19 protein-coding genes are annotated in these 24,010 nt (G+C 71.0%); 11 read left to right on the top strand and 8 right to left on the bottom strand.

The genetic code is table 11. The features are described 5' to 3' along the window. Window positions 1-110 precede the first annotated feature (110 nt). The 4 genes from WMF45_RS37030 (at window position 111) to pssA (ending at window position 3,768) form a co-directional block, all read left to right on the top strand. Complete coding sequence (locus tag WMF45_RS37030; RefSeq protein WP_437710456.1) at window positions 111-467, top strand: antibiotic biosynthesis monooxygenase family protein; 357 nt, start codon at window positions 111-113, stop codon at window positions 465-467. 73 nt (window positions 468-540) lie between these two features. Continuing rightward, window positions 541-1,944 carry a selenium-binding protein SBP56-related protein gene (locus WMF45_RS37025; protein WP_437710454.1) on the top strand — a complete coding sequence of 468 codons (1,404 nt, stop codon included), beginning with the start codon at window positions 541-543 and terminating at the stop codon, window positions 1,942-1,944. 6 nt (window positions 1,945-1,950) lie between these two features. Beyond that, window positions 1,951-2,589, top strand: coding sequence for a hypothetical protein (locus WMF45_RS37020; RefSeq protein WP_437710452.1), 639 nt, complete (start codon window positions 1,951-1,953; stop codon window positions 2,587-2,589). A gap of 234 nt (window positions 2,590-2,823) precedes the next feature. Next, window positions 2,824-3,768 carry a CDP-diacylglycerol--serine O-phosphatidyltransferase gene (gene pssA, locus WMF45_RS37015; protein WP_437710450.1) on the top strand — a complete coding sequence of 315 codons (945 nt, stop codon included), beginning with the start codon at window positions 2,824-2,826 and terminating at the stop codon, window positions 3,766-3,768. Window positions 3,769-3,781: 13 nt separating this feature from the next. Here pssA and WMF45_RS37010 read toward each other — a convergent pair whose 3' ends face one another. From WMF45_RS37010 to WMF45_RS37000, 3 genes are all read right to left on the bottom strand, one after another. Continuing rightward, window positions 3,782-4,186 (bottom strand): hypothetical protein, encoded by a 405-nt coding sequence (locus WMF45_RS37010; protein WP_437710448.1) that lies wholly within the window; start codon window positions 4,184-4,186, stop codon window positions 3,782-3,784. A gap of 361 nt (window positions 4,187-4,547) precedes the next feature. Next, window positions 4,548-6,101, bottom strand: coding sequence for a lamin tail domain-containing protein (locus WMF45_RS37005; RefSeq protein WP_437710446.1), 1,554 nt, complete (start codon window positions 6,099-6,101; stop codon window positions 4,548-4,550). Between the two features lie 296 nt (window positions 6,102-6,397). Then, on the bottom strand, window positions 6,398-7,753 hold the full coding sequence (locus WMF45_RS37000; protein ID WP_437710444.1) for an STAS domain-containing protein: 1,356 nt from the start codon (window positions 7,751-7,753) through the stop codon (window positions 6,398-6,400). 447 nt (window positions 7,754-8,200) lie between these two features. On the opposite strand from WMF45_RS37000, the gene WMF45_RS36995 reads away from it, so the two are divergent. Next, entirely contained in the window at window positions 8,201-8,992 is a 792-nt protein-coding gene (locus tag WMF45_RS36995; RefSeq protein WP_437710442.1) for a tetratricopeptide repeat protein, read from the top strand. Continuing rightward, window positions 8,992-9,945, top strand: coding sequence for a glycoside hydrolase family 75 protein (locus WMF45_RS36990; protein WP_437710440.1), 954 nt, complete (start codon window positions 8,992-8,994; stop codon window positions 9,943-9,945). The genes WMF45_RS36995 and WMF45_RS36990 overlap by 1 nt, the downstream gene beginning before the upstream one ends. A 73-nt stretch (window positions 9,946-10,018) precedes the next feature. Here WMF45_RS36990 and WMF45_RS36985 read toward each other — a convergent pair whose 3' ends face one another. Both WMF45_RS36985 and WMF45_RS36980 read right to left on the bottom strand, forming a co-directional pair. Beyond that, window positions 10,019-11,269, bottom strand: a complete 1,251-nt coding sequence (locus WMF45_RS36985; RefSeq protein ID WP_437710438.1) for a hypothetical protein — start codon at window positions 11,267-11,269, stop codon at window positions 10,019-10,021. A 185-nt stretch (window positions 11,270-11,454) separates the two neighbouring features. Next, complete coding sequence (locus tag WMF45_RS36980) at window positions 11,455-11,676, bottom strand: hypothetical protein (protein WP_437710436.1); 222 nt, start codon at window positions 11,674-11,676, stop codon at window positions 11,455-11,457. Between the two features lie 754 nt (window positions 11,677-12,430). On the opposite strand from WMF45_RS36980, the gene WMF45_RS36975 reads away from it, so the two are divergent. The 5 genes from WMF45_RS36975 to WMF45_RS36955 are packed head-to-tail and all read left to right on the top strand — an operon-like array spanning window position 12,431 to window position 20,835. Next, on the top strand, window positions 12,431-13,888 hold the full coding sequence (locus WMF45_RS36975) for a formylglycine-generating enzyme family protein (protein WP_437710434.1): 1,458 nt from the start codon (window positions 12,431-12,433) through the stop codon (window positions 13,886-13,888). 29 nt (window positions 13,889-13,917) lie between these two features. Continuing rightward, window positions 13,918-16,884, top strand: coding sequence for a glycosyltransferase (locus WMF45_RS36970; RefSeq protein WP_437710432.1), 2,967 nt, complete (start codon window positions 13,918-13,920; stop codon window positions 16,882-16,884). 9 nt (window positions 16,885-16,893) lie between these two features. Next, window positions 16,894-18,159, top strand: a complete 1,266-nt coding sequence (locus WMF45_RS36965; RefSeq protein ID WP_437710430.1) for an AAA family ATPase — start codon at window positions 16,894-16,896, stop codon at window positions 18,157-18,159. After that, a complete protein-coding gene (locus WMF45_RS36960) occupies window positions 18,156-19,133 on the top strand; it encodes a hypothetical protein (protein ID WP_437710428.1) in 978 nt (325 codons plus the stop codon). Before WMF45_RS36965 ends, WMF45_RS36960 begins: the two co-directional genes overlap by 4 nt. Before the next feature lie 7 nt (window positions 19,134-19,140). Continuing rightward, window positions 19,141-20,835 (top strand): DUF262 domain-containing protein, encoded by a 1,695-nt coding sequence (locus WMF45_RS36955; protein ID WP_437710426.1) that lies wholly within the window; start codon window positions 19,141-19,143, stop codon window positions 20,833-20,835. A 179-nt stretch (window positions 20,836-21,014) separates the two neighbouring features. Here WMF45_RS36955 and WMF45_RS36950 read toward each other — a convergent pair whose 3' ends face one another. The 3 genes from WMF45_RS36950 to WMF45_RS36940 form a co-directional block, all read right to left on the bottom strand. Next, window positions 21,015-21,791 (bottom strand): DUF6748 domain-containing protein, encoded by a 777-nt coding sequence (locus WMF45_RS36950; RefSeq protein WP_437710424.1) that lies wholly within the window; start codon window positions 21,789-21,791, stop codon window positions 21,015-21,017. Window positions 21,792-22,326: 535 nt separating this feature from the next. Then, on the bottom strand, window positions 22,327-22,959 hold the full coding sequence (locus WMF45_RS36945; protein WP_437710422.1) for a class I SAM-dependent methyltransferase: 633 nt from the start codon (window positions 22,957-22,959) through the stop codon (window positions 22,327-22,329). Window positions 22,960-22,970: 11 nt separating this feature from the next. Beyond that, window positions 22,971-23,924, bottom strand: a complete 954-nt coding sequence (locus WMF45_RS36940) for a LysR family transcriptional regulator (protein WP_437710420.1) — start codon at window positions 23,922-23,924, stop codon at window positions 22,971-22,973. Window positions 23,925-24,010: the final 86 nt, after the last annotated feature.

The raw sequence follows: 24,010 nt of genomic DNA, 5'->3' as shown, positions 1-24,010 counted from the left end.
GCGCGCGGGCGGCGCCAGCGCCGCGCGGCCCCGGCCGGGCACAGGGCCTGCTAAGCTTGACGCCGCCCGCAGCGCGCGGGCCTCCCGTACGAGCAAGAAGGAGAGGAGCGATGATCGTCGTCACCAACCGCATTCCCGTCGCCGAGGGCCACGAGGCCGATTTCGAGGATCGCTTCAAGAACAGGGTCCACCTGGTCGATCAGGCGCCCGGCTTCATCCGGAACGAGGTCCACAGGCCGAAGCCGATGAAGCTGGACCACGCGACCGGCGCGTGGAGCCCGGACCCGGACGCGCAGGGGTTCTACGAGGTGAAGACCTGGTGGCGGTCCATGGACGATTTCATCGCCTGGACGAGGAGCCCCGCGTTCGCGGAGGCGCACCGGAACCGCGCGCCGAAGGAGATGTTCGCGGGCCCGAGCAAGCTCGATATCCACGAGGTATTTCTCAGCACGGATCTACCGGGGTAGCCAGTGGCCGCCGGTCGTCGCCGGCGGCGCCTGGAAGAACACGCGAACGCCCAGAACCAAGGAGACGCAGCGCATGCGGTTTCGTCCGGATCCCACCTTCTACCCGTCGCCGCGCCTGGCGATGGAGGCGCCGCCCGAGCGGCTGGCCTACGTGACCGCGCTCGACGCGGGCGCCGCGCTGAAGCGCCCTGGCGAGCTGCGCCATGACGCGCTCACGGTCGTCGATCTCGATCCGAGGTCGCCGGCGTACGGCACGCTGGTCTCTGTCAACGAGCTGCCGACCTACGGCGACGAGCTGCACCATTCCGGCTGGAACGCGTGCAGCGCCGCCCTGTGCCCCTACGCCCCGCACCCCCACGTCGAGCGCCGCTTTCTCCTGCTCCCGGCGCTCCGCTCGTCGAACATCTTCGTCTTCGACGTCAAGCCGGACCCGCGCCGCCCCGAGCTCGTCCACACGGTGCGCGCCGAGGAGATCGCGAAGCGGGCAGGCTACTCTCGCCCGCACACGCTGCACTGCGGCCCCGACGGCATCTACGTGAGCGCGCTCGGCGGCCCGGACGGCGACGGGCCCGGGGGCATCTTCGTGCTCGACTGCGAGAGCTTCGATGTGCTCGGTCGATGGGAGATCGATCGTGGGCCGCAGTTCCTCCACTACGACTTCTGGTGGCACCTCGGCCACGACACCCTCCTCACGAGCGAGTGGGGGACGCCGAAGATGATCGAGGACGGCGTGAATCCGGAGCTCCTGCTCGGCAAGAAGTACGGTCACCGCGTTCATGTATGGGACCTGCGGAAGCGCAAGCACCTCCAGGCGCTGGATCTGGGCGATGAGCACCAGATGGCGCTGGAGCTCCGCCCCGCCCACGACCCGACCAAGGCCTATGGCTTCGTCGGCGTCGTCGTGAGCGTCAAGGACCTCTCCGCCTCGATCTGGCTCTGGCATCGCGACGGCGACCGGTGGGCGATCCGCAAGGTGATCGAGGTGCCGGCCGAGCCCGCGGATCCCGACCTCTTGCCGCCGCTGCTCAAGGGCTTCAAGGCGGTGCCGCCGCTGATCACCGACATCAACCTCTCCCTCGACGACCGGTTCCTCTACGTGTCGTGCTGGGGCACAGGCGAGCTTCGCCAGTACGATGTATCCGACCCGTTCCACCCGAAGCTGGTTGGCTCGGTGCACCTCGGCGGCATCGTGCGGCGGGCGGCGCATCCCCGCTCCGGGCCGCTGCGGGGCGGGCCGCAGATGGTCGAGGTGAGCCGCGACGGCCGGCGCGTCTACTTCACCAACTCGCTTTACGCATCGTGGGACGAGCAGTTCTATCCCGAGGGCGCCTCTGGCTGGATGGCCAAGATCGATGTGGCGGCGGGCGGGGGCCTCGCGGTCGATCCCGGGTTCTTCGTCGATTTTGGCCCGCTGCGCCCTCACCAGGTGCGGCTCGAGGGGGGCGACGCGTCGTCCGACTCGTTCTGCTACCCCTAGCCGGCCATGATGCCCTGGCTCACGCTGGCGCTCCTCGGCGCCTATCACGGCATCAACCCTGGCATGGGCTGGCTGTTCGCTGTCGCCCTGGGCCTGCAGGAGAAGAGCAGCGGCGCGGTGCGGCGGGCGCTCGTCCCGATCGCGCTCGGCCACGCGGCGTCGATCGGCCTCACGGTCGCGCTGCTCGGGATCGGGCTCGCGAGCGTCCCCGCCGCGGCGCTGCGGTGGCTCACGGCGGCCGCGCTCGTCGCGTTCGGCGTGCTCAAGCTGGTGAGGCCGCGCCACCCGAGGTGGGTCGGGATGCGCGTCGGCTTCCTCGACCTGACCTGGTGGTCTTTCCTGATGGCCACCGCGCACGGCGCGGGGCTCATGCTGCTCCCGGTCTTCCTGCTCGGCGCCGAGAGCCCCGCTCCGTGCCACGGCGGCGGGTGCCACAACGCGGCTGGCCTGTCGCTCGCGAGCCCGCTCGGCTACCTCGCCGCCGTCCTCGTCCACACGGCCGCCATGATGGCGGCGGCCGCCGCGGTCGCGCTCGTTGTCTATCACAAGCTCGGCGTCGCCATCCTTCGCACCGCCTGGTTCAACCTCGATCGGGCCTGGGCCGTCGCGCTCATCGGGGCCGGCGTCATCGCGGTGCTGCTCTGACGTCCAGGCCGTCGTGACGGGCGGCGGGGCGACGGCCTGGCTCCCGAGCTCGCCCGCACCCACGTCGACACCCCGAGGGTCGACGGCGGCCCGCCTGCGCACCTCCGCGCCGCCGCCGCCGATCGGCCTGCCGCTTGAACGCGAGCCGCCTCGTGTACTACGAGGCCGGCCGGGCGTGCTCGTCGGGCCGCGGCCTTCAGCCGCGCTGCGCCGATGTCCCGCGGGATCGCCACCATGTCAGAACATCATCCAGCAGCGTGGGACACCGGCGTCGGGCCGTGGTGTCCCGCGGGCCCGGGGCAGGCGACGAGCGCGCGCCCCGAGCGCCCGCGCGGCGAGGTGGCGCCGGAGCGGCCGCGGCCCGCGCCAAGGCGGGCCCTGTACCTCCTTCCCAACCTGATCACGCTGTCCTCGGTCTTCTGCGGCTTCGACGCGATACGGCTCTCGGCCTCGGCGCGGTCCGACGACGACCTCCGGCGCGCCGCGCTCCTCCTCCTCCTCGCGATGCTCGCCGACACCCTCGATGGCCGCGTCGCGCGCATGACCCGGACCGAGAGCGCGTTCGGGGTGCAGCTCGACTCGCTGGCCGATCTCGTCTCCTTCGGCGTGGCCCCGGCGCTGCTCGTGTATCAGTGGTCGCTCCACCGCCTCGGTCTCGCCGGCGTGCTCGGCGGGTCCGTGTTCGCCGCGTGCGGCGCGATCCGGCTCGCCCGCTTCAACGTCCTCTCCGTGCTCTCGATGGGCGAGGCGGGCGGGCCGCCGTCGCCCGCGAGGTACATCGTGGGCCTCCCTGTCACGGGCGCGGCGGGGATCCTGATAGCGATCGTCATGACCCGCCGCGGCGCGGGCGGGCAGCTCGGCGGCGCCGGCGTAGAGCTGGCCGTCCTCGCGACGACGCTGCTCGTCTCGATGCTGATGGTGTCGACCCTCCGGTTCCGCTCGTTCAAGGATCTCCGGCCGGGCCCCCGCACGTTGCTGGCCATCGCGCTCGCGCTCGGCTCGAGCGCGGTCCTCTCCGTCCGCTGGGGGCCCGCGCTCGTCCTCGCCTGGGGGCTCGGCGTCTATGTCCTGCTCGGCGTCGTCGAGTCGCTCTGGCGGCTCCCGGCGCTGCGGCGCGGCGCTCCGGCTGCGCTCGAGGCGCGCGCCGCGCGCGTCGGGGGAGGCGAGGAGCGGCCGTAGCGCGGCCCGCCGATCACGGCCTCCCTGACTGCCAGTATCCGTTCCCCTGCTGCTTCCACCACTTCACCTCGGCGCTCGGGGACCCCGGCCACGCGCGATAGGTGTAGATCCCGTCGTCCAGGAGACAGATCGGCTCCTGCTGCTCGTGGCTCAAGCAGACCTTCCCGGGCCCTCTGTCGTACTCGAGGTAGTAATCCACCCGTTCGGGGTCCTGCAGCCCATCACTCCAGATATTTTTCGTTCGTGCCTCCCATCTGCCCATCGACACATAGGTGAACGTTCGATGGGTGGTCCCGGTGACCCCTCCGTCCCTGGTGGTCGGCCCGGAATACGCATAGACCATCATCTGCGCATAGGCGGCCGCCGACGTGAGCGACACGACGGCCAGGGTAGCGAGACCGCGGCGTAGCCTGCTCATGGATCACCCCTCCTGCCATTGAGAGAACAATGCTTGTCTCGAACGATCGGCTGTACGTCAGGCCTCTCTCCGGCCTTGACGCGGTTCACCATCTAGCGCCCTGGCGCTGACCGTCAACCCTGTGTACCGGCCTCTCGGGCATGACCCTCGCGCGGCCGCGAGCAGGCTCGTGCTGGCGGCGCACGCGGCGCCTCAGCGCTCGACCTCGATGGGCTGTCGCGGAGATCTGGAGCGAAGGAGCCGGTTGGCCGCTCTGCGGGACCAGCCCGATCGACTCCTCTGCAAACGCTGGTTCAGGGGCGGCCTCGGGTCATGGCGACCCGGGGCCAGCGGGGCAATCCACGCCCGTCCGGGCGGCGCCTCAGAACGCCGAGCCGTTCGCGCGACGGCCCGGAGAGGCGCTCGCGCCAAGGGTGCTGTGCAGGGCGAATTGCGCTCCCGAGGAGGCGTCGGGGCTGCGGTTCATCGAGACGCCGTCCTGCGCCGCGAGCCCGCTCGCGTAGGTGACGGTATCCACGGTCGCGCTCGAGGCGTTTTTCAGCGTGACCTTGTCTCCGCCGTTGCCGAGGTTCAACGACCCCGTGGACGCCGCGACGGCCCCGCTGCCGCTCGGCACGGCGGAGGCGCCGCCATACACCACGATGGCCGTCCAGGGCGCGAGCGACGCGCCGGTCGGGAAGGTGTGCCGCGTCGACGTGCCGTCGGAGAGCGTCCAGCCGGCGAGGGCCGCCGCCGCGGTGCCGACATTGACGATCTCCACGAACTCGCCGGCCGTGTTGCTGCCCGGCTCGTTCGCGAGGACCTCGTTGATGATCACGGCGGCGGTGCCCGTGCCCCCGCCGCTGCCACCGGTCCCGCCGCTGCCGCCGGCCCCGCCGCTGCCGCCGCCAGCGCCGCCGCTGCCACCGGTCCCGCCGCTGCCGCCGGTCCCGCCGCTGCCGCCGGCCCCGCCGCTGCCGCCGGCCCCGCCGCTGCCGTCGGGGACCAGGAAGTCGCGCACGACGCCCATGTGCTGCATGTTCGGGGCGCCGCTGTCCGACGAGACCGCGGGGCTGATCTCGGAGAGCGGCGAGTAGACGCGCGTGTCCGCCACCAGGCCGTTCGCGAAGCTGCTCCCGCCGATCACGACGGCCGTCTCGTACGCCTCCAGGTCGCTGTCGACGAGCACCCAGTCATAGGGCTTCGTCCTGCCTGCGTTGGTGTTCGCGTTCCCGTTCCGGTCGGCGGGATAGGGCCCGGCCGTGACGACGACGTTTGAGAGGCGCGAGACACACGCCTCGATCCGGCTCGCCGTGTTGAAGTCGCCGCCGATGACCAGGTAATCGCCCTGGGCCACGTTCGCCTCGATGAACGAGACGAGATTCCGCGCCTCCGTGTCGCGCGCCCCCGCGCTGGACGTCAGGAGGTGGACGCTGATCGCGAACACGTGGCCGGGGCCGGGGATATCGATGCGCGCCCACGCGAAGTCCCGGTTGCTCACCGACGTGTCGTCCCACTCGCCGGACGCCACGATCGGCCACCGGCTCACGATCCCGTTCGGGATCTGCGCCCCGCTCTCGCGGTAGTAGCTGAACCCGGCGCCGAACGCCGCGTCCACGAAGGAGCGGAGCTCGGAGGTGGTGTTGCCGCCGTAGTTGAACTCTTGCAGCAGGGCGATATCTGGCTTGATCCCCCGCAGGATGCGCTCGCCGTGCCCGGGATCGTAGCTCTGGTTGTTGCCGCTCGTGATGTTGGCGGCCATGAGCCGGACGCGCGTCGACAGCGCGTCGCTGTGCTCGCCGACGAGCTCCGCCTCCGCGCCCTCGTCCACGTCGAGCGGCAGATCGGCCGCGCACGCGGCCATGGCGAGCGCCGAGGCGAGCAGAGGCAGCCGGACCCATGAGCATCGCTTCAAGAGGGAAGACGTCGATCGCATAGCGCTGCACCGGACCTTTCTGGGGATCGTCTCCTGAAGCATCCCCTCGAATTTCCCGGGAAGATTCACAGGGAGTCGGGGAGGCGGGGAGTGAAATACCACCGATCTCCCCGTCTCCCGGCCTCCCTGTTGAATTCTCCTCTGAAAATGCGAGCAAAACGAGGGGGTTGTCAGGAGCGTCTCATTACAGCACGGAACGAGGGCGCGGCGGTGTCGCGTTCGTCCCTGTTCCATGCAGTGATGATGCCGTTCCGGTCACGGACGGACGACACCCGACGTCGGGCGCGCTGGTCGGCTCAGCGGCTCGCCATCGCGAACGCGATCCCGCTCTGGAGGGAGCTCTTCACCGCGCAGCGGCCCATGTCGGCGCCGCGCTCGGCGAGGCGCTGGGCGACCTCGGGGCGGATCCCCGTGAGGACCACCCGCGCGCCGAGGAGGCCCGCGACCCGCACCGCGTCGAGCAGCGCCTCCATCGCCGGCGGCTCGATCTCGTCCACGCCGGTCAGGTCGATGATGGCGATCCGCGTGCGGCGGTCCGCGATGCCGCGCGACAGCGCCTCGATCATGCGGCGCGCCCTCCCGGCCTCGAGCGGGCCGATGAGCGGCACGACCACCACGTCGTCGCGGATGGGGATGAGCGGCACGGACAGCTTGGCCAGCGCGGCGTCCTGGGCCTTGATCACCTCCTCCTGCAGCCGCGCGCGCTCCTCCTCGGCGCGCTTGCGCTCCGTCAGATCGATGCCGGTCATGATGACGAACCGGACCCTCTCGTCCCTGCCGCGCAGGACGGCGCCCGACCACGCCGTCACCCGGCGGGCGCCGTCTGCAGCCGTGGACGGCACCTCCACCTGCCTCTTCGACTCGCCCGCGCCGAGCTGCTCGAAGAGGCCTTTGAGCTGCGCCGACGCGCGCGGATCGGGCGTGAGATCCCAGAGGAACCGGGCCTCCCGGAGCCCCCGCGCGCTCCCCAGCGCCTGCTCGGCGGCGCTGTTCATGCGGACGATGCGGCCGCGCGCGTCGAGCACCACGATGAGGCCGTCGACGAGATCCATGACGGCCGCCATGAAGTCCCGCTCCCTGCTCAGCATCTCCTGCCCGTGCTTGCGCTCGAAGATGCGGCCGAGCTGCCGCGCGATGCGGCCGATGGTCGCCGTGAACTTCCCGTCGTCCGCGTGCTCGGCGTCGGAGAAGAACTCCAGCACGGCCACGACGTCCGCGCCGACGACCACGGGGAACGCGAACCCCGCCTTCACGCCCAGGTTCCTCGCGAGCCGGGCGCGCGGGAAATTGGCGTCCACCGTGACGTTGCGCACCCACGCCGGCTGCTTCGAGGCGAGCACCCTCCCGGGAAGACCGAGCCCCGCGGTGAACTGTGTCGCTTCCGTGACAGCCTTGAACGTCGCGAACTTTGCTTCATCGTTCAGGTGCCAGAGCGCCGTGGGAAGGAGCAGAGACGGATCGTCCGCGGCCGGCACGTACGCATGTCCAACCGGCCAGCCGAGGTGATTGCAGATGTGCGTGATGGTACGATGCAGCGCCTCTTCGACGCTCGCTGCCTCGTGGACGTCGACGGTGACCACCCGGAGCAGGTCCACGAGCGACCGCTCATCCGTCAGGACATTGTCGAGCCTCAATCGAGCTCGCGCTGCCATTTCATCCGAGCGTTTGAGGGGGCAAGTCATGCATGAAGCCGTAACATGCGCCATGTATCGAATCCGTTTCGACGCGGCGTCGTCGTCGGTCCCCTCGTTCTGCTCGTTTGCCATTGCCCGGCGCGGCGCGCGCTCGCCGGCCAGCGCCGCGGCGCCGCGGTGACCTCGCCGGGCGGGCGGCGGGCGCGCCGGGGATCCCGGGAGATCACGGCGCTCGCCATCCGAGTCATCCGAGTCGTCCGAGTCGTCGCTGGACGGTGGTGCGCTCTTCCCCTTAAGGTGTCGGCCGCCGCGGCGAGGCGGCGTGCGCGGGCGCGCAGGGCCGTGAAGCAGGCGACGGCCGCGGCGCCCTCTCCGGCTTCTGCTCGAGCTCCGACCGCTTCTGACCGCTTCCCTCGGACAAGGATGATGATGCTCTCGAACTGTCTTCGCCGGTGTGCGTTCGTTGTGACCTTGCTGGCTGCCGTGCCGGCGCTCGGGGCGCCTCCGCCGGACGGCGCCGCGGCCGAGGCGCAGCAGGCCGCCCGGACCAAGGCGCACGAGGGGCTCAAGCTGTACGGCGCGGACCGCTGGCAGGAGGCGTTCGACGTCTTCCAGGAGGCGGATCGCCTCTTTCATGCGCCGACGCTGGTGCTCTACATGGCGCGGTGCCAGCGCAAGCTCGGCCGCCTGGAGGCCGCGCGCGACCTGTACGAGCAGGTCCTCGGCGAGCCGCTCCCGGAGGATCCGCCGACGGCGTTCCTCGAGGCGCGGAAGGACGCCGAGACCGAGCTCGCGGGCGTGCGCGCCGCGCTGGACGCGGCCGCGGTGAAGGCGTCCCCTCGCGCCGAGCCCGCGGCGCCGGCCGGGGCGGAGGGCGGCGGCTCGCTGGTCCCCGCCGGCGTCGCGTTCGGGCTCGGGGCGGTGGGCATCGGCGTCGGCGCCGTGACCGGCCTCATGTCGCTGTCGCAGGTCTCGGACATCAGGTCGCGCTGCGAGGGCCGGCGCTGCCCGGCCGAGCTGCAGGGCGACGCCGATGCAGCGGCCACGCTGGGCCATGTGTCCACCGTGAGCTTCGTCGTGGGCGCGGCGGCGGCCGCGGCGGGCGTCGTGTTGCTCGTGGTCCGGCCCGGCGGCGGCAGCGCGTCCGAGGCCGCGGGCGCGCCTGCGGCTGCGGGCGCGCCGCCGAGAGCGCCGCGCGGCGTGGTCTGGAGCGCCGGGGTGGGCCTCGGGCGGATCGAGCTCCAGGGGAAGTTCTGATGCGAGCGCCGGCGCCACGCGCGAGGAGGGCGTGGATCGGGGGAGCGCTCGCGGCCCTGGCGCTCTCCGGCGGCGGCGCGTGCACGAGCCTCTCCGGGGTCGGCGATCTCGAGTTCGGCGCCGGCCAGGGCGGGGGAGGCGCAGGTCAGGGAGGCGTCGGCCTGGGAGGCGCGGGCGGGAGCGGCGCCGGCGGCGGCAGCACAGGCGGGAGCGGCGCCAGCAAGGGAGGCGCCGGCGCCGGCGAGGGGGGCGCTGGCGAGGGCGGCAGAGGCGGGGGAGGGGACGCGGGCAGCGGCGGCGGCGCCGGCGAGGGGGGCGCCGGCGTGGGCGGAGCCGGCGGGGGTCAGGCGCCGGACCCTCCGACGGCGGCGGAGCTGCTCGCGCTCACGGCGTCGTGCCGCCCGGCCTCGTCGGGAGTCTTCAGGAACGCGTTTGACGGCAACGCGGAGCCCGGCATCCCTGTCTGCGGGCTGAACGGGGCGTTCTTCTGGCAAGCCGGGATGGGGATCGACTGCGACGGTCGATCCCATGAGTCCTCCGAGTGTCCCTCGTCGACTGATCACACGGCGCTGGCCGACTCGCAGGGAAACGCCCTCGACTCGGTCCATCTCCCGTTCGTCGTCGCCCCCAACAGCTGGCCCGACGAATGCGACGCTGTGGCGTGGAATCACAAGGACGCCGGTGTCGAGCTGGGGGCCGTGGTGGCGGTCATCCGCGGCGACACGGTCGCCTATGGCATCCTCGGCGATACAGGGGAGTGCGATACGATCGGGATGGGATCGTACGCGATGGCGCAGGCCGTAGGCATCGAGCAGCCTGGCGCCGGGGTGGAGAGCGGCGTCACCTACATCGCGTTCGCGGGGCCGCGGGCGGTCGTGGATCCTGTCGAGGACCACGCGAAGGCCGAGGAGCTGGGGATCCAGCTCGCGGCCCAGCTCCTCGCGGCTCCCTGAGCTGGCGGCACGGGAGCGGGAGGATCGCCGCGGGGTGGCGCAGGGCCGCCCCGCGGCGCCTGTCATCACGACGTCAGTCGCACGTCGCGGTCTGGCAGACCTCCATCTCCGCGGCGCACGCCTCGCCCACGCACGCATTGCAGGCCTCGGCGTCCTCGCCGCTGCACGCCTCGTTGCAGGCGCCGTTCCCTCCCGTCATCTGGCAGGCGAGCGCCGCCGAGAGCTGGGGCCCGACGCTCTCGCAGCTGTTCACCACGCAGCCGTAGGCCGCGGCGTCATCCTGGGCGCTGCCGAGGCACTCGAACGCCTCGGCGCACGTGGTCGTCCCGTTGCCGTACCACGTCGCCGCGACCAGGCCCTCCTCGGTCTGGCAGTTCTCGTAGGCCGGGGAGCGCGGGAAGTACGGCCCGATCAGCATACACATCTCGTCGCGGGTGGTCAGACCCTGCGCGATGGCGCGATCCTCGACGTTGTTGAAATCGCAGCGGTAGTCCAGGGACTCTCCCGCCTTGACCTCGAGGAACGGCGAGAACTCCTGGGACGGGACCCCTTCCCACCGGTCGTGGGTATAGAGCTCCGTCATCTCGCCGTCGAGAGCGACCTTGTTCGCGACGTAGCCGACGCCGCGCCGGTGCATGTGCGACTGGATCCTCACGACCGAGATGTCGTTCTCGGCGACACAGCGCATCCGCGCCGTGGAGCGTCCGTGCGCCGGCACGCTGATGAAGGGATTGTAATGGAAGAGCATGCCCGCCTCGACCTTCACCTCGTCGTCCGCGATCGTATAGAGGTTGATGCGCGCGTCGGTCTCGATGGGGTTGGACGACGAGTTCAGGTAATGGGTGTTCATGAGGAGCACCGTGCCCGGCGGGACCTTGAGCGCCACGCCCTCCGGGAGCTCGCCGAGGAAGGAGTTGCCGTCGGCGGACTGGGAGCCGGCGACCACGCCGTCGACCTCCCAGTCGGCCTGGGGGCCGTCGTTGCAGTCGTGGACCTGGGTCGCGTCCAGGGCGACGCCGCGGCGCGTCTCGGTCGGGATCGACGTGTAGGGCGTCGTGTAGAGGAGCACGTGGTGGCTCCCGCTGGAGAACCGCACCATCTCCCGGTTGACGTTGAGCCCCTCCGGCGGCGCGATGAAGAGCTGGCAGCGCTCGATCTCCTGCGCCGGCTGGAGCGTGGAGACCATCCGATACTGCACGCCGGTACCCTCGGCCGGCGGCGCCAGCAGCTCGTCCTCGGAGGGTTGATGGCCGGGGTCCGAGGAAGAACAGCCGAAGAGGGTGAATGCGCCGAGGAGAGCGATGAGTGAGGTCGTTGTTCGCATGCGTTGATCCCTGCCGTGTGTTGGTATCGCATCTCGCGCGCGCCGGTCGGGTCGCGCGCACATGGCTCCCGGGGGCCCGCAGAGGGGCGCGCACCCGGGGAAATCGATCGACGCCGGCTGGTCCGCGCCGGCATGTCCGCGGCCGACCTCACCCCACCGAGGGCGGAGTCGGACGCATCATGAAGTCATCTCCAGGAGCGAGGGCGGCCGCGCCCGCTCGGCCGGCCCCGCGAGCCCCATCTCGGAGAGCGGCCGAGCAGCGTGTCGATGGTGAGCCGCACATCGAGGCGAGCCGGCGTCGCCTCGATGCAATAGGGATTGCCGCCGCCGAAAGCAATGTCCTCGTCGGCGCCCTGCCGCAGATCAAACGCGGGCGCGCGGGGATCGATGATCGTACCGCTCATCATGTCGACACGTACGCCCGACGCGGCGCCGAACTCCCCACTGTCCTCGCTGCGACCCGCCGCGGCGAGGGACGCATGGGACGATTTGGCGGTTCCTTCATGCCGGCGGGATGCGGGAATCTCCCCACCACCCACACGTGAGTCTGTCGCGAGAGCGAGGACAGGCTGTGCTCGTGCAGCCGCTCGCAGCTCGCGGCTCAAGGCGCGCTGCGGGTCGTTCGCTGTGAGCTCCCACGCTGAAGGATCGGTCGTCAGGCGGCCATCGCGCAGCAAGGGTACGACGTCCTCTGCGCCGCAGGACGAGCCACGCGTCCCGCGCTCGTCCGCGTGCCATGGCATATCAAGGGCTTCTGCCGACAGTGCGTACATCCTTTCGCTTCGCTGTGAGTTGTGACCAGGGCGCGCTCGACCGCGGTTGATCCCGGCGTCGAGCCTCGCTGGATGCCACGCGGACGAGCGCCTGTCGAGCCTCGATCCCGGCCCCGATGGGTCACCCGGAGCGGCGTTGGCGGGCTGTTTTGTAGCTGTTTTCGCGCTGGTGCCGGTCAGATCATGTGTTGAGTGAAGAACTGTAAAGACACTTTGATAAGCGTGATGTCGCGGGCATGACGCGAGGTAGCGAGGTAGGGGCGCGCGCCGGCGCGCCCGCTCTTCCGGCGGGGCGAGGGCGCTCCGGGCGCCCTCCGCCGCTCGGTCGGCTGCGCCGCTCGGGTCGCTGCGAGCGCACCTCGGCCGCGCTCTCTGGTAGCGTGGGCCCGTGCAGCCTCGCGCCACCGCCTGCCGCGTCCTTCCTGCGATCGTCCTCGGGGCGGCCGTCGCCCTCCTCGCTCCGGACTCGGCGCAGGCCGCGGATCCGGCGCCCGCCGTCGCGATCGACCTCGGGGGGGTGCAGCTCGAGCTCGTGCTGGTGAAGGCGGGTCGCTTCCGCCAGGGCTCGCCGCCCGCGGAGGTCGGGCGCGGCGACGACGAGGCGGTCCGGGACGTGACCCTCGGCCGCGACTTCTACCTGGGGAAGTTTCCGGTCACGGTCGGGCAGTTCGGGCGCTTCGCCGCGGAGACCGGCTACCGCACGGAGGCCGAGGTCGGCGCCTCCGGCGGGTTCGGGTTCGACGGCAAGGGCCTCTCGCAGCGCAAGGAGTTCACCTGGAGGACTCCCGGCTTCCCGCAGACCGACCTGCACCCGGTGACGCTGGTGACCTTCAAGGACGCGGGCGAGTTCACCCGCTGGCTGACGCAGAAGACCGGCCGCGCCTTCGACCTGCCGACCGAGGCGCAATGGGAGTACGCCGGCCGCGCGGGTACCCAGACGCGGTTCTACGCGGGGGACGCCGACAGCGCCGCGGCCGCCATCGGGTGGTTCAAGGGCAACGCGGGGAGCGGGACGAGGCCTGTCGGGCAGAAGCAGCCGAACGCCTTCGGCCTGCACGACATGAGCGGCAATGTCTACGAGTGGTGTCGCGACTGGTACGGGCCCTATGCGCCCGGCCCGGCGGCCGACCCCGAGCAGACGGCGCCCCCGGCCGGCGACAAGCCCCGGCGCGTGCTGCGCGGCGGGTCGTGGCTCAAGGACGCGAAGCACTTGCGCGCCGCGGCGCGGTACCGCAACGACCCTGGCAGCCGCAACGCGGACAACGGCTTCCGCGTGGTCGCCGCGCTCTCGGCGAGCGCCCCTGCCGCGGCGCCTGGGCCGACCCCGCCGCCGGCGGCGACCGCGCAGGCGCCGCGCTCGAGCTCCTGGTCGACCGCGGCGACGGTGGGGTTCGTCGGCGGCGGCCTCGTCCTGGCCAGCGCCGTCATCGGCCTCATCGGTCTGCTCGTGCACCGCGCTGTCGGACGCAGGCCCATGGCCGGGGCGCCGCCCGGCGTGACGTTCAGGCCGCAGGGCGACGGCTTCTGGCTGCACGCGCCCCCGCACCTGCACGGGTCGATGCTCCACTACCGCTGCCTCGTGAAGGGCGCGATCCGGCGCGCGTCGGTCCCGATCGAGCCGGGGCCGCGCGGGCAGTTCGTCTACACGGGCGGCGTCCCGTCCGGCGTGGAGGTGGAGCAGATCGGCGCGGCCGCGTGGGGCGCTCCGCGCGCGGCCGGGTGGGCCGCGGCGCCGTCCGCCGCGCCGCGCGCGGCCGCCGCGGGGCACCGGTCGAGGGACCGGATCTCGAGCGCGCCGGACGTGGCCGTCGCCGCGCCGTTCCGCGGCTATCCGTCGGCCTACTGAGCCGCGCCGCTCGATCGCGGATGTTTCGCATGTTCCGCAGCTCCCGTATGCGCCGCCCGCTCTGCGCCGTCTTCGCCGAAGCGCCCGCGCACCGCGCCCGCGCCGGCCGCACGCTGCGGGCGCTCCGGCTCGCCGGGCTCGCGCCGGTCGATCTCACGGCGGCGCCGCTCGCGGCCGCTGCGGAGGCGCTCGCGGCGGGGCCGGTGTGGCTCGTGCGTGGGGGCGCCTGGCCTGCGCCCTCCGCGGCGATCGAGCCGGACCCGTTCCCGCCGCCGAGCGACACCGGGCTGCCGCTCTGCGCGCTCGGCGCCGTCCTCGCGCCGAACGACCTCGCCGCGCCCTCCGCGCCCGAGCCGGACGCCACGGCGTGGGCCGAGCTGCTGCGCGCCACGGGCGGTGAGCTGAGCCGCGCCGCGCGCGGCCGCCGCGCTCCGGGGCTGCCCCGCGCGGCGAGCGTGTACCTCGACGGGGCGCTCGCCGCGGGCGTCGCGGCGCGGCTCGGCGCGGGCGAGCCGCTCGACGCCGCGCTCCAGGGCGAGCTCGGGGTGCGGCGGGCGCGCGTGGTGCGGCACGCGCCGCTCGACGTGTGCGACGACGCGGCGCCGCGGGTCGCGCAGGTGGTGACCAGCCTGCAGCAGGGGGGCGCCGAGCGGATCGCGATCGACCTCGCGAGGGAGCTGCCGCGGCGCGGCGTGCGCTCGCTCCTCTGCGCGGTGTACCGGCCGACCCGCGCCACGTTCGCCGCGCCGCCGGGGGCGCTGGATCTGTCCGATGCGCGCGGAGACCGGGAGGCGCGCTTCGACGCGCTCGCCCGGGGGCTCGCCGCGTGGGGCGCGGATCTCGCGCACGCGCACCTGTTCGACGCCGAGGATCTCGCGCGCCTGTCCGCGCGCGGGTATCGCCCGCTCGTCACGGTGCACAACGTGGCCGCAGGCTGGCCGGCGGGGCTCGATCGCCTCGCTCCGGAGGGCGCCACGCTGCTCGTTGCGTGTGCGCGCGCGGTCGAGGCGGAGCTCGCGGAGCGCGCGCTGCCGATCCCGGCGCGCACGGTCTGGAACGGCATCGACCTCGCGCCTGCGGAGGCGGCGCGCCGGGCCGAGGCGGCGGAGGCGCATCGGTCCGGATCCGGGTCGGGGGAGGCGGTGCGCCGATTCGGGGGGGCGGAGGCGGTGCGCGGGTCCCGGTCGGCGGAGGCCGCGGCGTGGCGGAGGCGCCTCGAGATCGCGCCGGACGACCTCGTCCTGCTCGCCGTGGCGAACCCGCGGCCGCAGAAGCGGCTGCACCTGCTGCCTGGAATCCTCGCGGCCACGCGGGCCGCGCTGGCGGCGGCCGGCGACCCGCGTGCGGCTCGGCTCGTCATCGCCGGGAGCGCCTCGCCGGGCAGCGAGCAGGCGCTGGTCGCGGAGGCGGAGATCCGGCGCGAGGTCGACCGGCTCGGCCTGCGCGCCGAGGTGCGCTTCGCGGGCGCGGTCGGCGACGTCGCCGGGTTGCTGGCGGCGGCCGACGTCCTCGTGTCGCCGAGCGCCCACGAGGGGCTGAGCCTCGCGCACCTGGAGGCGCTCGCGGCGGGTCTCCCGGTCGTCGCGACCGGCGCCGGCGGCACCGCGGAGATCGCGGCCGAGACGCCGGCGATGGTCCACCTGCCGCTCGACGCCGCGCCCGAGCGGTTCGCCGGGGCGATCGTGGCCGCGGCGCGCGCCGGCGCTGCGGGCGACGCGCGCGACGGGTCGACGAGCGGCCGGGAGGTCGTGGCGCGGCACTTCAGCCTCGCGCGGATGGCCGAGGGGTACGCGCGGCTCTACCCGCGGGCGATCGCGCGGAACCGCGGCGTGCGGCGGGGAGACGGGCTGCTCCTCGTCACGAACAACTTCTCGATGGGCGGGGCCCAGTCGAGCGCGCGCCGGCTGCTGCTCGGCCTCGCTGCGGCCGGCGTGCGCGGCCGGGCGGCCGTGATCGAGGAGCAGCCGGAGTACCCGACGCCCGGGCGGCGCGCGCTCGAGGCCGCGGGCATCCCGGTGCTGGCGGTGCCGCCGCCGGCCGACATCGAGCCTGCAGAGGCGGTGGAGCGCCTGCTGCGTGCGATCGAGGAGGACCCGCCGGAGGCCGTGCTGATGTGGAACGTGATCGCCGAGCACAAGGTGCTCCTGGCCGACGGGCTGCTCGACGTCCCGCTCTTCGACATCAGCCCGGGCGAGATGTACTTCGCCTCGCTGCGCCGTTATTTCGCGTCGCCGCGCCGCGGGCTGCCGTACAGCGCGCCGCGCGACTATGGAGCTCGCCTTACGGGGGTGATCGTCAAGTACGGGGCCGAGGCGGCGCTCGCCGCCGAGGTGCTCGGGGCGCCGGCGCACGTGGTGCCGAACGGCGTGGCGCTCGGCCCGCGCCCGGTTGCGGCGCTGCGCGCGCCGGCGCCCGAGTCGCGCGCGTCCGGCGGCGGGCACGGGCGGCTCGCGATCGGGACGGCGGCGCGCATCCACCCGCACAAGAAGCTCGACGAGCTCCTCGCCGCGCTGCGCCTCGCGGCGCCGCGCCTGCCGCCGCACGTGCTGCGCATCGCGGGCGGCGTGGAGCGCGGCGCCGAGGCGCACGCCGAGGAGCTGCGGCGGACGGCGGCGGGGCTGTCGGTCGAGTGGGTCGGCGAGCTCGCCGACACGCGCGCGTTCCTGCGCGAGCTCGACGTGTTCGCGCTGATCGCCGAGCCCGCCGGGTGCCCGAACGCGTCGCTGGAGGCGATGGCCGAGGGGCTGCCGGTGGTGGCCACGGCGGTCGGCGGCATGTCCGAGCAGGTGGACGACGGCGTGACGGGCCGCCTGGTGCCGCCGGGCGACGCGGAGGCGCTCGCCGGGGCGCTCGTGGAGCTCGGCGCCGATCCGGCGCGGCGGGCGCGCATGGGCGCGGCGGGGTGGGAGCGCGCGCGGGAGCGGTTCTCGCTGGAGAGGATGGTCGCCGATTACGTGGGCGTGTGCCTTGGCGGGCGGAAGGCGTCCCCGTGGTAAGGTCGCTGCGTGTCGCTCACCTCGTTCAGCGTCGAAGGCTACCGTTCGTTCGTCCGTCGCACGCCCATCGAGCTGCGTCCGTTGACGCTCCTCTTCGGCTACAACAGCGCCGGCAAGAGCGCGCTCGTGCGGGCGCTGCCCCTCTTGTCCGCGTCGTCCGGCGGCGCGAACGTGGGCCCGCTGGCGCTCACGGCCGAGGGCATGCGCGAGCCGACGTACGCGGATATCGCGACGCGGCTCTCATCACGCAACAAGCTCGTCTTCGGTCTGGCCTGGGATGACGACGAGCTGCCAGTGCGCGCCATTGAGATCTCGCTGCGCGAGGACGACAAGCGACACCTGGTCAGCGAGCTCTTCGCCCGCGGCGCGGACGGCGCCGAGCTCCTCCATGCCATCGATGTTCCCGAAGAACCGGGCCGGTATGAGATCACGGCTGCTGGAAGCCCGCCGCTGACAGTCACGCTCTCGTTCAAAGATCTCCGGCCTGTGCTGTCGGGGCAAGGCGCCGCATCTTCCGTCCCCGGCGATGTCCGATTGGTGCTCGGCCAGTGCTGGCAGCGATTGGAGTCATTGCAGGAGTCGGTGCACTGGCTGGGCGCGGTGCGCGCGGCGCCTGAGCGTCGTGGGGTTTACCAGGGCGAGCCGGTGCGGCTCGGGAGCAGTGGTAAAGAGGCGGCGGCAAAGCTCGCTTATGACGCGCGGGGCAGGAAAATCATCCTGCCCCGCGTCTCGGCGGTGTTGCGCGAGATGTTCGGTCAAGCCATCGACGTTCGCGACAGCGGAGCGGAGTTCGCCATCGAGCTCGAGCCCGTCGAAGGGGCGCCGCTGCGGATCTCGATCGTCGATGTCGGAGAGGGGGTCAGTCAGGTCCTGCCGGTGCTGGTGCTCGGTGCGATGGCCGCCGTGGGCGATCTCCCCCCGGGCGCCGTTCTCGCCATCGAGCAGCCGGAAATGCACCTCCACCCGCGGGCCGAGCGGGCGCTGGCCGAGTTCTTCGGTGAGGTGATCAAGGCGCCGTCCCACCCAAGGCTTCTGATCGAGACCCACTCAGAGAACCTGCTACTCTTCGTGCAACTGCTGATCGCACAAGGCGAACTCGATCCCAAGGATGTTTCCATCCTCTGGCTCGAGAGTTTGCCCAATGGGGAGTCCGACTGCCGCGGGATCGCGCTGGACGCTCGGGGGCGGCCGAAAGACTGGCCGGCGGGGGTCTTCTCCGAGGACGCGAAGATAGCGCGCGAGCTCTTCCTGGCGCGGAGGGGCGTACCGTCATGATGGTGCTGCTCGACGCAGAGCTCTTTGTCGGCACATCGACCGCGGATCTGATGGTGCTGCTATGGCTTGGCGCGACTCAACGGCATAGGATCGTCGTGCGCGACGACCAAGCGACGGCGTACACGGCCTGGCTCGCGGGGCTGGACGAGGCGACGCGCGCAGACTGGGAACGCGTTGTCGGGGACGGTCTCCGCCAGAGCGAGCTGGAACCATCTTATCATGAGGTCTGGGTAACGGCGCGCGGGGAGTCGACGTGGTCCTACCCGCATTCGATACTCACATTCGACGACGCGATCGATTTCCTCCAGCGTCCCTATCGACTCCTCCTGGAGAACGGTCTAACAGACCGCGCCTTCCTCTTGAGCATGTGCGACCGCGCGACGCGTGAGTTCCTGGAAGAGCGGATCTCTCGGGAGTGGGTCGAGGCGGAGCACTGCGGAGGGCTCGGCGAGCTCGAAAAGCGGGTGAAGAAGGTCCGGGGGCACGTCGCGACGCGGATGCGCTCGTCGGCCATGTTCGACAGCGATGCGATGCGGCCAGGAGCGCCGAGCCCGAAGTCGGAGGTCGTCCGGAACCTTTGCTATCCCGACGTGCACCACCACCAGCTCGAGCGCCGGGCCATCGAGAACTATCTGCCGCGTGCCGCGCTCGAACGGTGGTGCCAGCTGGCGCAGGGGCGAACGCGGGACAAGCGCAAGGCCCAGGTTGAGGCGCTCTTCGCGCTCCGGGACGACCAGCGCGCACACTACAATATGAAGGAGGGCTTCGAAAAAGACCTGCCGAACGTCCATCGGGCAGGCGAGCTGTTCGCTGTCATCTCGGGCGATACGCGCCGATTGCTTCATCATGGATTGGATGTGCATATCGCCAATTTGTACCGAGACGGTTACGTCCATTTTCATGAGCTGGAGCGCGCGGCAGTCGTGGCCCACGTGCAGCAATTCGCTCGGGAAATCGTCGAGCGGATCCGGTGAGGGAATCATGACGGTACGAGAGTCACTGGCCGGGTTCTATAGCGAACCGCAGATCCGGTACCTGCCGCAGGTGCTCGAAGAGATCGGCAGCGGCCAAATTGTTATCCCCAAGTTTCAGCGTCCGCTCGTGTGGCCCAAGGAGATGAGGCTTGCGCTGCTCGACAGCATTCTGGAAGGAATTCCGATCGGCACGGTCATGCTCTGGCGAACGCGCTCCGGCGAGATGTCAGTGAAAGAGCGCCTTGGCCCGTTTCTGTTGCCCATGGCGGACAGGAGTGCGCCTGTACGCCAATATTTGCTCGACGGGGAGCAGAGGCTCACGACGCTGTACTTCGCGCTCGTCGGCGCCCAAAAGTTGGCGCAAGACAGCGACGAGACGAACGAGCCCCCGGAGGCGTTTCAGGTATATTACGATCTGCGCGTTAAGGTGTTTGTTACGCGGCAGGATCTCGGGTCGGTGCTCCCACACCATCTCCCACTCACGGATATGCTTCAGGGGGCTCGCTTGGTCAAGTTTCAGCGAAATCTGGTCGGTGAGAGGCGTGCCGGCAAGAGGGAACAAGAGATCTATGCCGATGCGGATGACCTCGTTAGCTTATCAGACGAGGTCGCTGACGCGTTTCGTCAGTATAAATTTCCGACGGTCCCCGTGACGTCGGAGAACGTCGAGCTCGTAACGCGGACCTTTCAGCGCGTGAATAGCCAACACGTTACGATGAGCGAAGTTCATATGGTGAATGCGCTCACGTGGTCCTCGAGCTTCGACCTGCTCGATCGTCTGCAGGAGATGAAGCAGGGATCTCTCGCCGAGCTCGGATGGGACGAGATCGATGAGCAGACTATTCTCCGGGTTTGCAAGATTGCGCTCGGAGTCGCCATCTACGATGACGACTCCGAGGCGGTAGGAAAGGCGCTCAAGAAGCAGCCCGACATCCTGGGAGAAGTCGAAGCCCATCTCTGTCACGCCGCGCGGTTCCTCAGGACGAAGTGTTCGATCGGGGCTCCGGATCTGGTCCCCTACACTGCCCAGATCGTCCTCCTCGCGGCAGCGTTCCGAGAGAGGCCAGAGCCGGATGCGGACGTGCTCGAACGTCTTCGTGACTGGCTCTGGTTGACCACCTACACCGAGATGTTCCAGCGGCAGATGAGCGAGTCCCGGTTCTCGCAGCTCCTCGACGACGTTCGCGCGCTGGCCACCGGGGAGATGCTCGCGCAGCCGCCTGGCAAGGCGCCAACCAAGCGTCCGCTGCCGCGCTTCGACTTTCGTCATGCGCGTGCGCGCGGCGTGGCCCTGTTGATGGCCAGGTACAAACCGCGTGCTCCTTCGGCTCCCTCGGAGGCAGTGACGCGAGCGCACTGCAGCAGGCTTCTCGCGGAGCACCGGAACCGTGCGATGACACAGCTCATCACCTCGGCGCAGGCCAGGAGGCCGGCGGTCTCCGGCAGCCCCGGCGCACGCGTCCTCGTTCGCCCAGAATCCATTGGTACGATGCGAAGGCTCCTCCAGTCGGCTGAGCGACCGTCCAGCGAGTTTCTCGCCAGCCACATCATCAGCCACGACGCATGCCAGGCGTTCCGTGATGGCGACTATGATACATTCGTCCGGCTCCGTGAAGGCCGCCTCAACGACCTGGAAGACGCGCGCTTTCAACGTGTGCTCCGGCGTCTTTATCCCACGCCAGGTGGACCGCCGAGCATCTAGTGGCAAGTCCTTGTTGCGGAGGCTGAGAAACAGACGGAATTTGAACAGCGGGCGCGCATGGGGGCGGCGGGGTGGAGCGCGCGCAGGGTAACCGTCCGACCAACGCCATCATGACTACCCCGTCGGGGCCGGTTACCAGTCCACATCGCGACGAAGGAGGTGCCTCCGCCCAGCCGGCGTCACTTCAGGCGCAGGTAGAACTCCGCCACGCCGAGGCGGTTCATCGAGCCGGCCGGACCGGCGGTGATCGCATGTTGACCGGCGACCAGCAGACCGGTCCCGGAGAGCGCCTTCATGCCGCCTTCGACCTGCTTTTCCGTGGCCCCGGACGCGGACAGAAGATCGAGGCCGTCGAGTGAACCGCTCAGGTTGGTGTTCAGGCTGTGCTCGGAGAAGGAGGGACAGGGGTACGTCACGCACACGATCCCGCTGCTGTCGACCCGAGAAAAGTGGCCCTTCGGCGCATTGCCCGTCACCCCGAGCCAGATTTCGCTGGCGATGAGCACGTCAGCCGGCGGCGACTGCAGGTCGCCGAGCTGGACCTTCTTCAGGCCGCCACGGACCAGCGCCTGCCCGGCACCGAACGCCTCTCTGGCCTTGGCCTCGGTCGAGCGATCGAGCCCGAGCCCGGACAGATCCAGCTCGAACATGTGGCATTCTTCTTGCCAAGTTCCATCGGCGCAGCGGGCCACGCTGGTGTTGACGCGGGCGACGAAATGGCCGCCGCACATCGGCGCGGCGCATCTGCGGTAGTCAGGGTGGGTCGCGATGAAATAGTCCGCCACGGCGACCTCGGCCGCGGCCAGCGCACCGACATCGTCCTCGATGTCGAGCTCGGCCTGGGCGAGATCTCCGGCGACGCCGCCCTCGCGCGGGGCTTCGCAGGCGAGCGCCGGCGCGGCCAGCACGCCGAGCAGGGAGAGCAGCGAGAGGCGATGATGGGTGAGGTTGAACATGGGTGTTCTCCAGGAGCGGACACGGGTCGACGTGGATGCGAGCGCCTCGGCCGGTCCGCAGGCCCGGGGCGCCTTCATGGGCTTCCACGCGTCGAGGGGGCGAGCTGTCGCGAGCGCGGTACGCCCCTGCCGCCCTGCCACCTGCTCGCCGTGCTTCGCCCGGAGACGATCGCCTCCAACGAATGAATGTAGTGTGCTAGCAGACCTGCCGAGTGAGAAGCTGGTCGGAGCAAGAATTCGACGAGCAACGAAGCGTCGCGAAATCGACCTGAAGTGACGTGGATTGTAGGGGACTGTCCCCCAAGCTCATCGGTGCTTTACGGAGAGCTTGACGAACTATGCTGGCACGGGATCGCGCGGTTCCGGCCACGGTTCCCGGCCGCGGTTCTGACTCGGATTTTGCCGTTATTGTTGCTCGCGCATCCCCGTCCCCCGTGCGCCGTGCGCCGTCACCGAGCGCCTCGGGGAGCATTCGATCTCGGATCGGAACCAGGGTTGGCTGGTCGCATGAGGGTCGGTCGCAGCGAGCTGCGCGTTACCTCGGCTTCTTCGCCACGACGAACGCAACCATCTTCCCGCCACCAACCTCCCGCTCCTCGATGTCGACGAACCCTGCCTCGCGCATCTCGCGGAAGATCGTCTCGCGATCGTAGCTGTGGACGACCGGCGCCTTCCCGAACCAGCGCATCACCGTGATGATCGCGCCGTAAGGTATCCAGGTGCCGCCGAGGCAGACGTTGGACGAGATGAACGAGCCGCCGGGCTTGAGGAGCTCGAAGATTGTCTTGAGGGTGCGCCGCCGATCGGGGACGAGGTGGAGGATCGAGTAAGCCCAGGCGCTGTCGAAGTGCTCGGGCTCGTACGGGGTAGGTCCGTCCAGCGTGCCCTGGCGAAAGGTGACGTTGGTCGCGCCCTGGGCCTGCTTCTTCTGGTTGGCGATGCGGATCATCTCGCCCGAGACGTCCATCGCGTGGATGTGGCCGGCGCACGGCGACATCTCCAGGGCGAGCGAGCCGGTGCCGCAGCCGATCTCGAGGACCGTCGAGCCCGGGCGCAGGTGCTCGCGGGTGATGGCCTTCTTGCGCTCGAAGGCGGTGACGTTTGCAACCGGCTTGGCGGCGTACTTCTCGGCGAGGTCGTCCCAGAACTTGGCGTCGGCGGTCGTCATGGTCGACGAATCTACGCACGCGGCGCGACTGCGCCCGGTTCAAGTTCGTGACGCAGGGGCGCAGTTTCGCGACACCCCTCGGCCTCGCCGCGAAACAGCCCTGCGCGCTCCGTCAGCGCCGCGGTGATGCCCTCGCGCGCGGCCCGCAGGCGCGCGTTGTCCCGGAGGTCGCGGTGGCTGAGGATCCAGAAATCGGCGACGTGGCGCAGGTCCGGCTTCGCGAGGCGCTGCAGCCCGGGCTCCGGATCGCCGGCGTACGTGGGCAACATCACGAAGCCGAGGCCCGCGCGGGCGGCCTCCATCATGATCGCCATCGACTCGAACGTGCCCCAGAGGGGAACCTCGGGATAGCTCGACGACGCGACGAGCTCCCTGGCGAGCCTGTTCACGGTGGATCCGAGCCAGCGCGCGGGGCGCGCGCCGCGCTCGGGGTCGAGCCGGGCAGCGTGCGCGGTCGCGACGTAGTTGCAGAGGGTGATGGGGACGAGCCGCCGCCCGATCAGGTGCTCCGGCGGGGACGCGCCGAGCATGAGCGCGCGCACCGCGACGTCGGCCTCGCGCTTCGACAGATCCAGGTTCTTGGCGTCGGCATCCAGCTCGAGCTCGATGCCAGGATGCTGCTCGCAGAGGTCGGCCAGGGCGCGGAGGAGGATCTTCGCGATGAACGGGTCGGTGCAGGTCACCCGCACGGGCCCCTCGATCCGCGCGTCTTGCCCGGCGATGCCGCGCTCCAGCGCGGCCATCTCCCGCTCGACGCGCTCCGCCCCCGCGACCATCTCGTTGCCCGCGTCCGTCAGCTGGTAGCCGTCGCGGTGCCGGTCGAACAGCTTCACACAGAGCCGCGCCTCGAGGGCCTCGACCCGCCGCGCCACGGTCGAATGGCTCACGCCGAGCATCGAGCCCGCCGCGCGGACGGAGCCCGTTCGAGCGAGCGCGAGAAAATGGCGCACGTCATCCCAGTCCACGGCGCCTGCCAGCATACCCCTCGCGGGCGCGCGCGACAGATGCAGATGCAGACACGAGCCGCCGTGACCGAGGGCGCCGGGGCGCC

This window comes from Sorangium sp. So ce448 (assembly GCF_051520915.1).
Taxonomy (GTDB): Bacteria; Myxococcota_A; Polyangia; order Polyangiales; family Polyangiaceae; genus Sorangium; species Sorangium cellulosum_B.
The sequence above is the reverse complement of the archived record's forward strand: the minus strand, read 5'-3'. Positions and strand labels throughout refer to the sequence as shown.

Excerpts from the sequence above, each read along its gene's own strand:
- WMF45_RS37030 (WP_437710456.1), top strand. The coding sequence starts at position 111 with ATGATCGTCGTCACCAACCGCATTCCCGTCGCCGAGGGCCACGAGGCC.
- WMF45_RS37025 (WP_437710454.1), top strand. The coding sequence starts at position 541 with ATGCGGTTTCGTCCGGATCCCACCTTCTACCCGTCGCCGCGCCTGGCG.
- WMF45_RS37020 (WP_437710452.1), top strand. The coding sequence starts at position 1,951 with ATGATGCCCTGGCTCACGCTGGCGCTCCTCGGCGCCTATCACGGCATC.
- pssA (WP_437710450.1), top strand. The coding sequence starts at position 2,824 with ATGTCAGAACATCATCCAGCAGCGTGGGACACCGGCGTCGGGCCGTGG.
- WMF45_RS37010 (WP_437710448.1), bottom strand. The coding sequence starts at position 4,186 with ATGAGCAGGCTACGCCGCGGTCTCGCTACCCTGGCCGTCGTGTCGCTC.
- WMF45_RS37005 (WP_437710446.1), bottom strand. The coding sequence starts at position 6,101 with ATGCGATCGACGTCTTCCCTCTTGAAGCGATGCTCATGGGTCCGGCTG.
- WMF45_RS37000 (WP_437710444.1), bottom strand. The coding sequence starts at position 7,753 with ATGGCAGCGCGAGCTCGATTGAGGCTCGACAATGTCCTGACGGATGAG.
- WMF45_RS36990 (WP_437710440.1), top strand. The coding sequence starts at position 8,992 with ATGCGAGCGCCGGCGCCACGCGCGAGGAGGGCGTGGATCGGGGGAGCG.
- WMF45_RS36985 (WP_437710438.1), bottom strand. The coding sequence starts at position 11,269 with ATGCGAACAACGACCTCACTCATCGCTCTCCTCGGCGCATTCACCCTC.
- WMF45_RS36980 (WP_437710436.1), bottom strand. The coding sequence starts at position 11,676 with ATGATGAGCGGTACGATCATCGATCCCCGCGCGCCCGCGTTTGATCTG.
- WMF45_RS36970 (WP_437710432.1), top strand. The coding sequence starts at position 13,918 with ATGTTCCGCAGCTCCCGTATGCGCCGCCCGCTCTGCGCCGTCTTCGCC.
- WMF45_RS36960 (WP_437710428.1), top strand. The coding sequence starts at position 18,156 with ATGATGGTGCTGCTCGACGCAGAGCTCTTTGTCGGCACATCGACCGCG.
- WMF45_RS36955 (WP_437710426.1), top strand. The coding sequence starts at position 19,141 with ATGACGGTACGAGAGTCACTGGCCGGGTTCTATAGCGAACCGCAGATC.
- WMF45_RS36950 (WP_437710424.1), bottom strand. The coding sequence starts at position 21,791 with ATGTTCAACCTCACCCATCATCGCCTCTCGCTGCTCTCCCTGCTCGGC.
- WMF45_RS36945 (WP_437710422.1), bottom strand. The coding sequence starts at position 22,959 with ATGACGACCGCCGACGCCAAGTTCTGGGACGACCTCGCCGAGAAGTAC.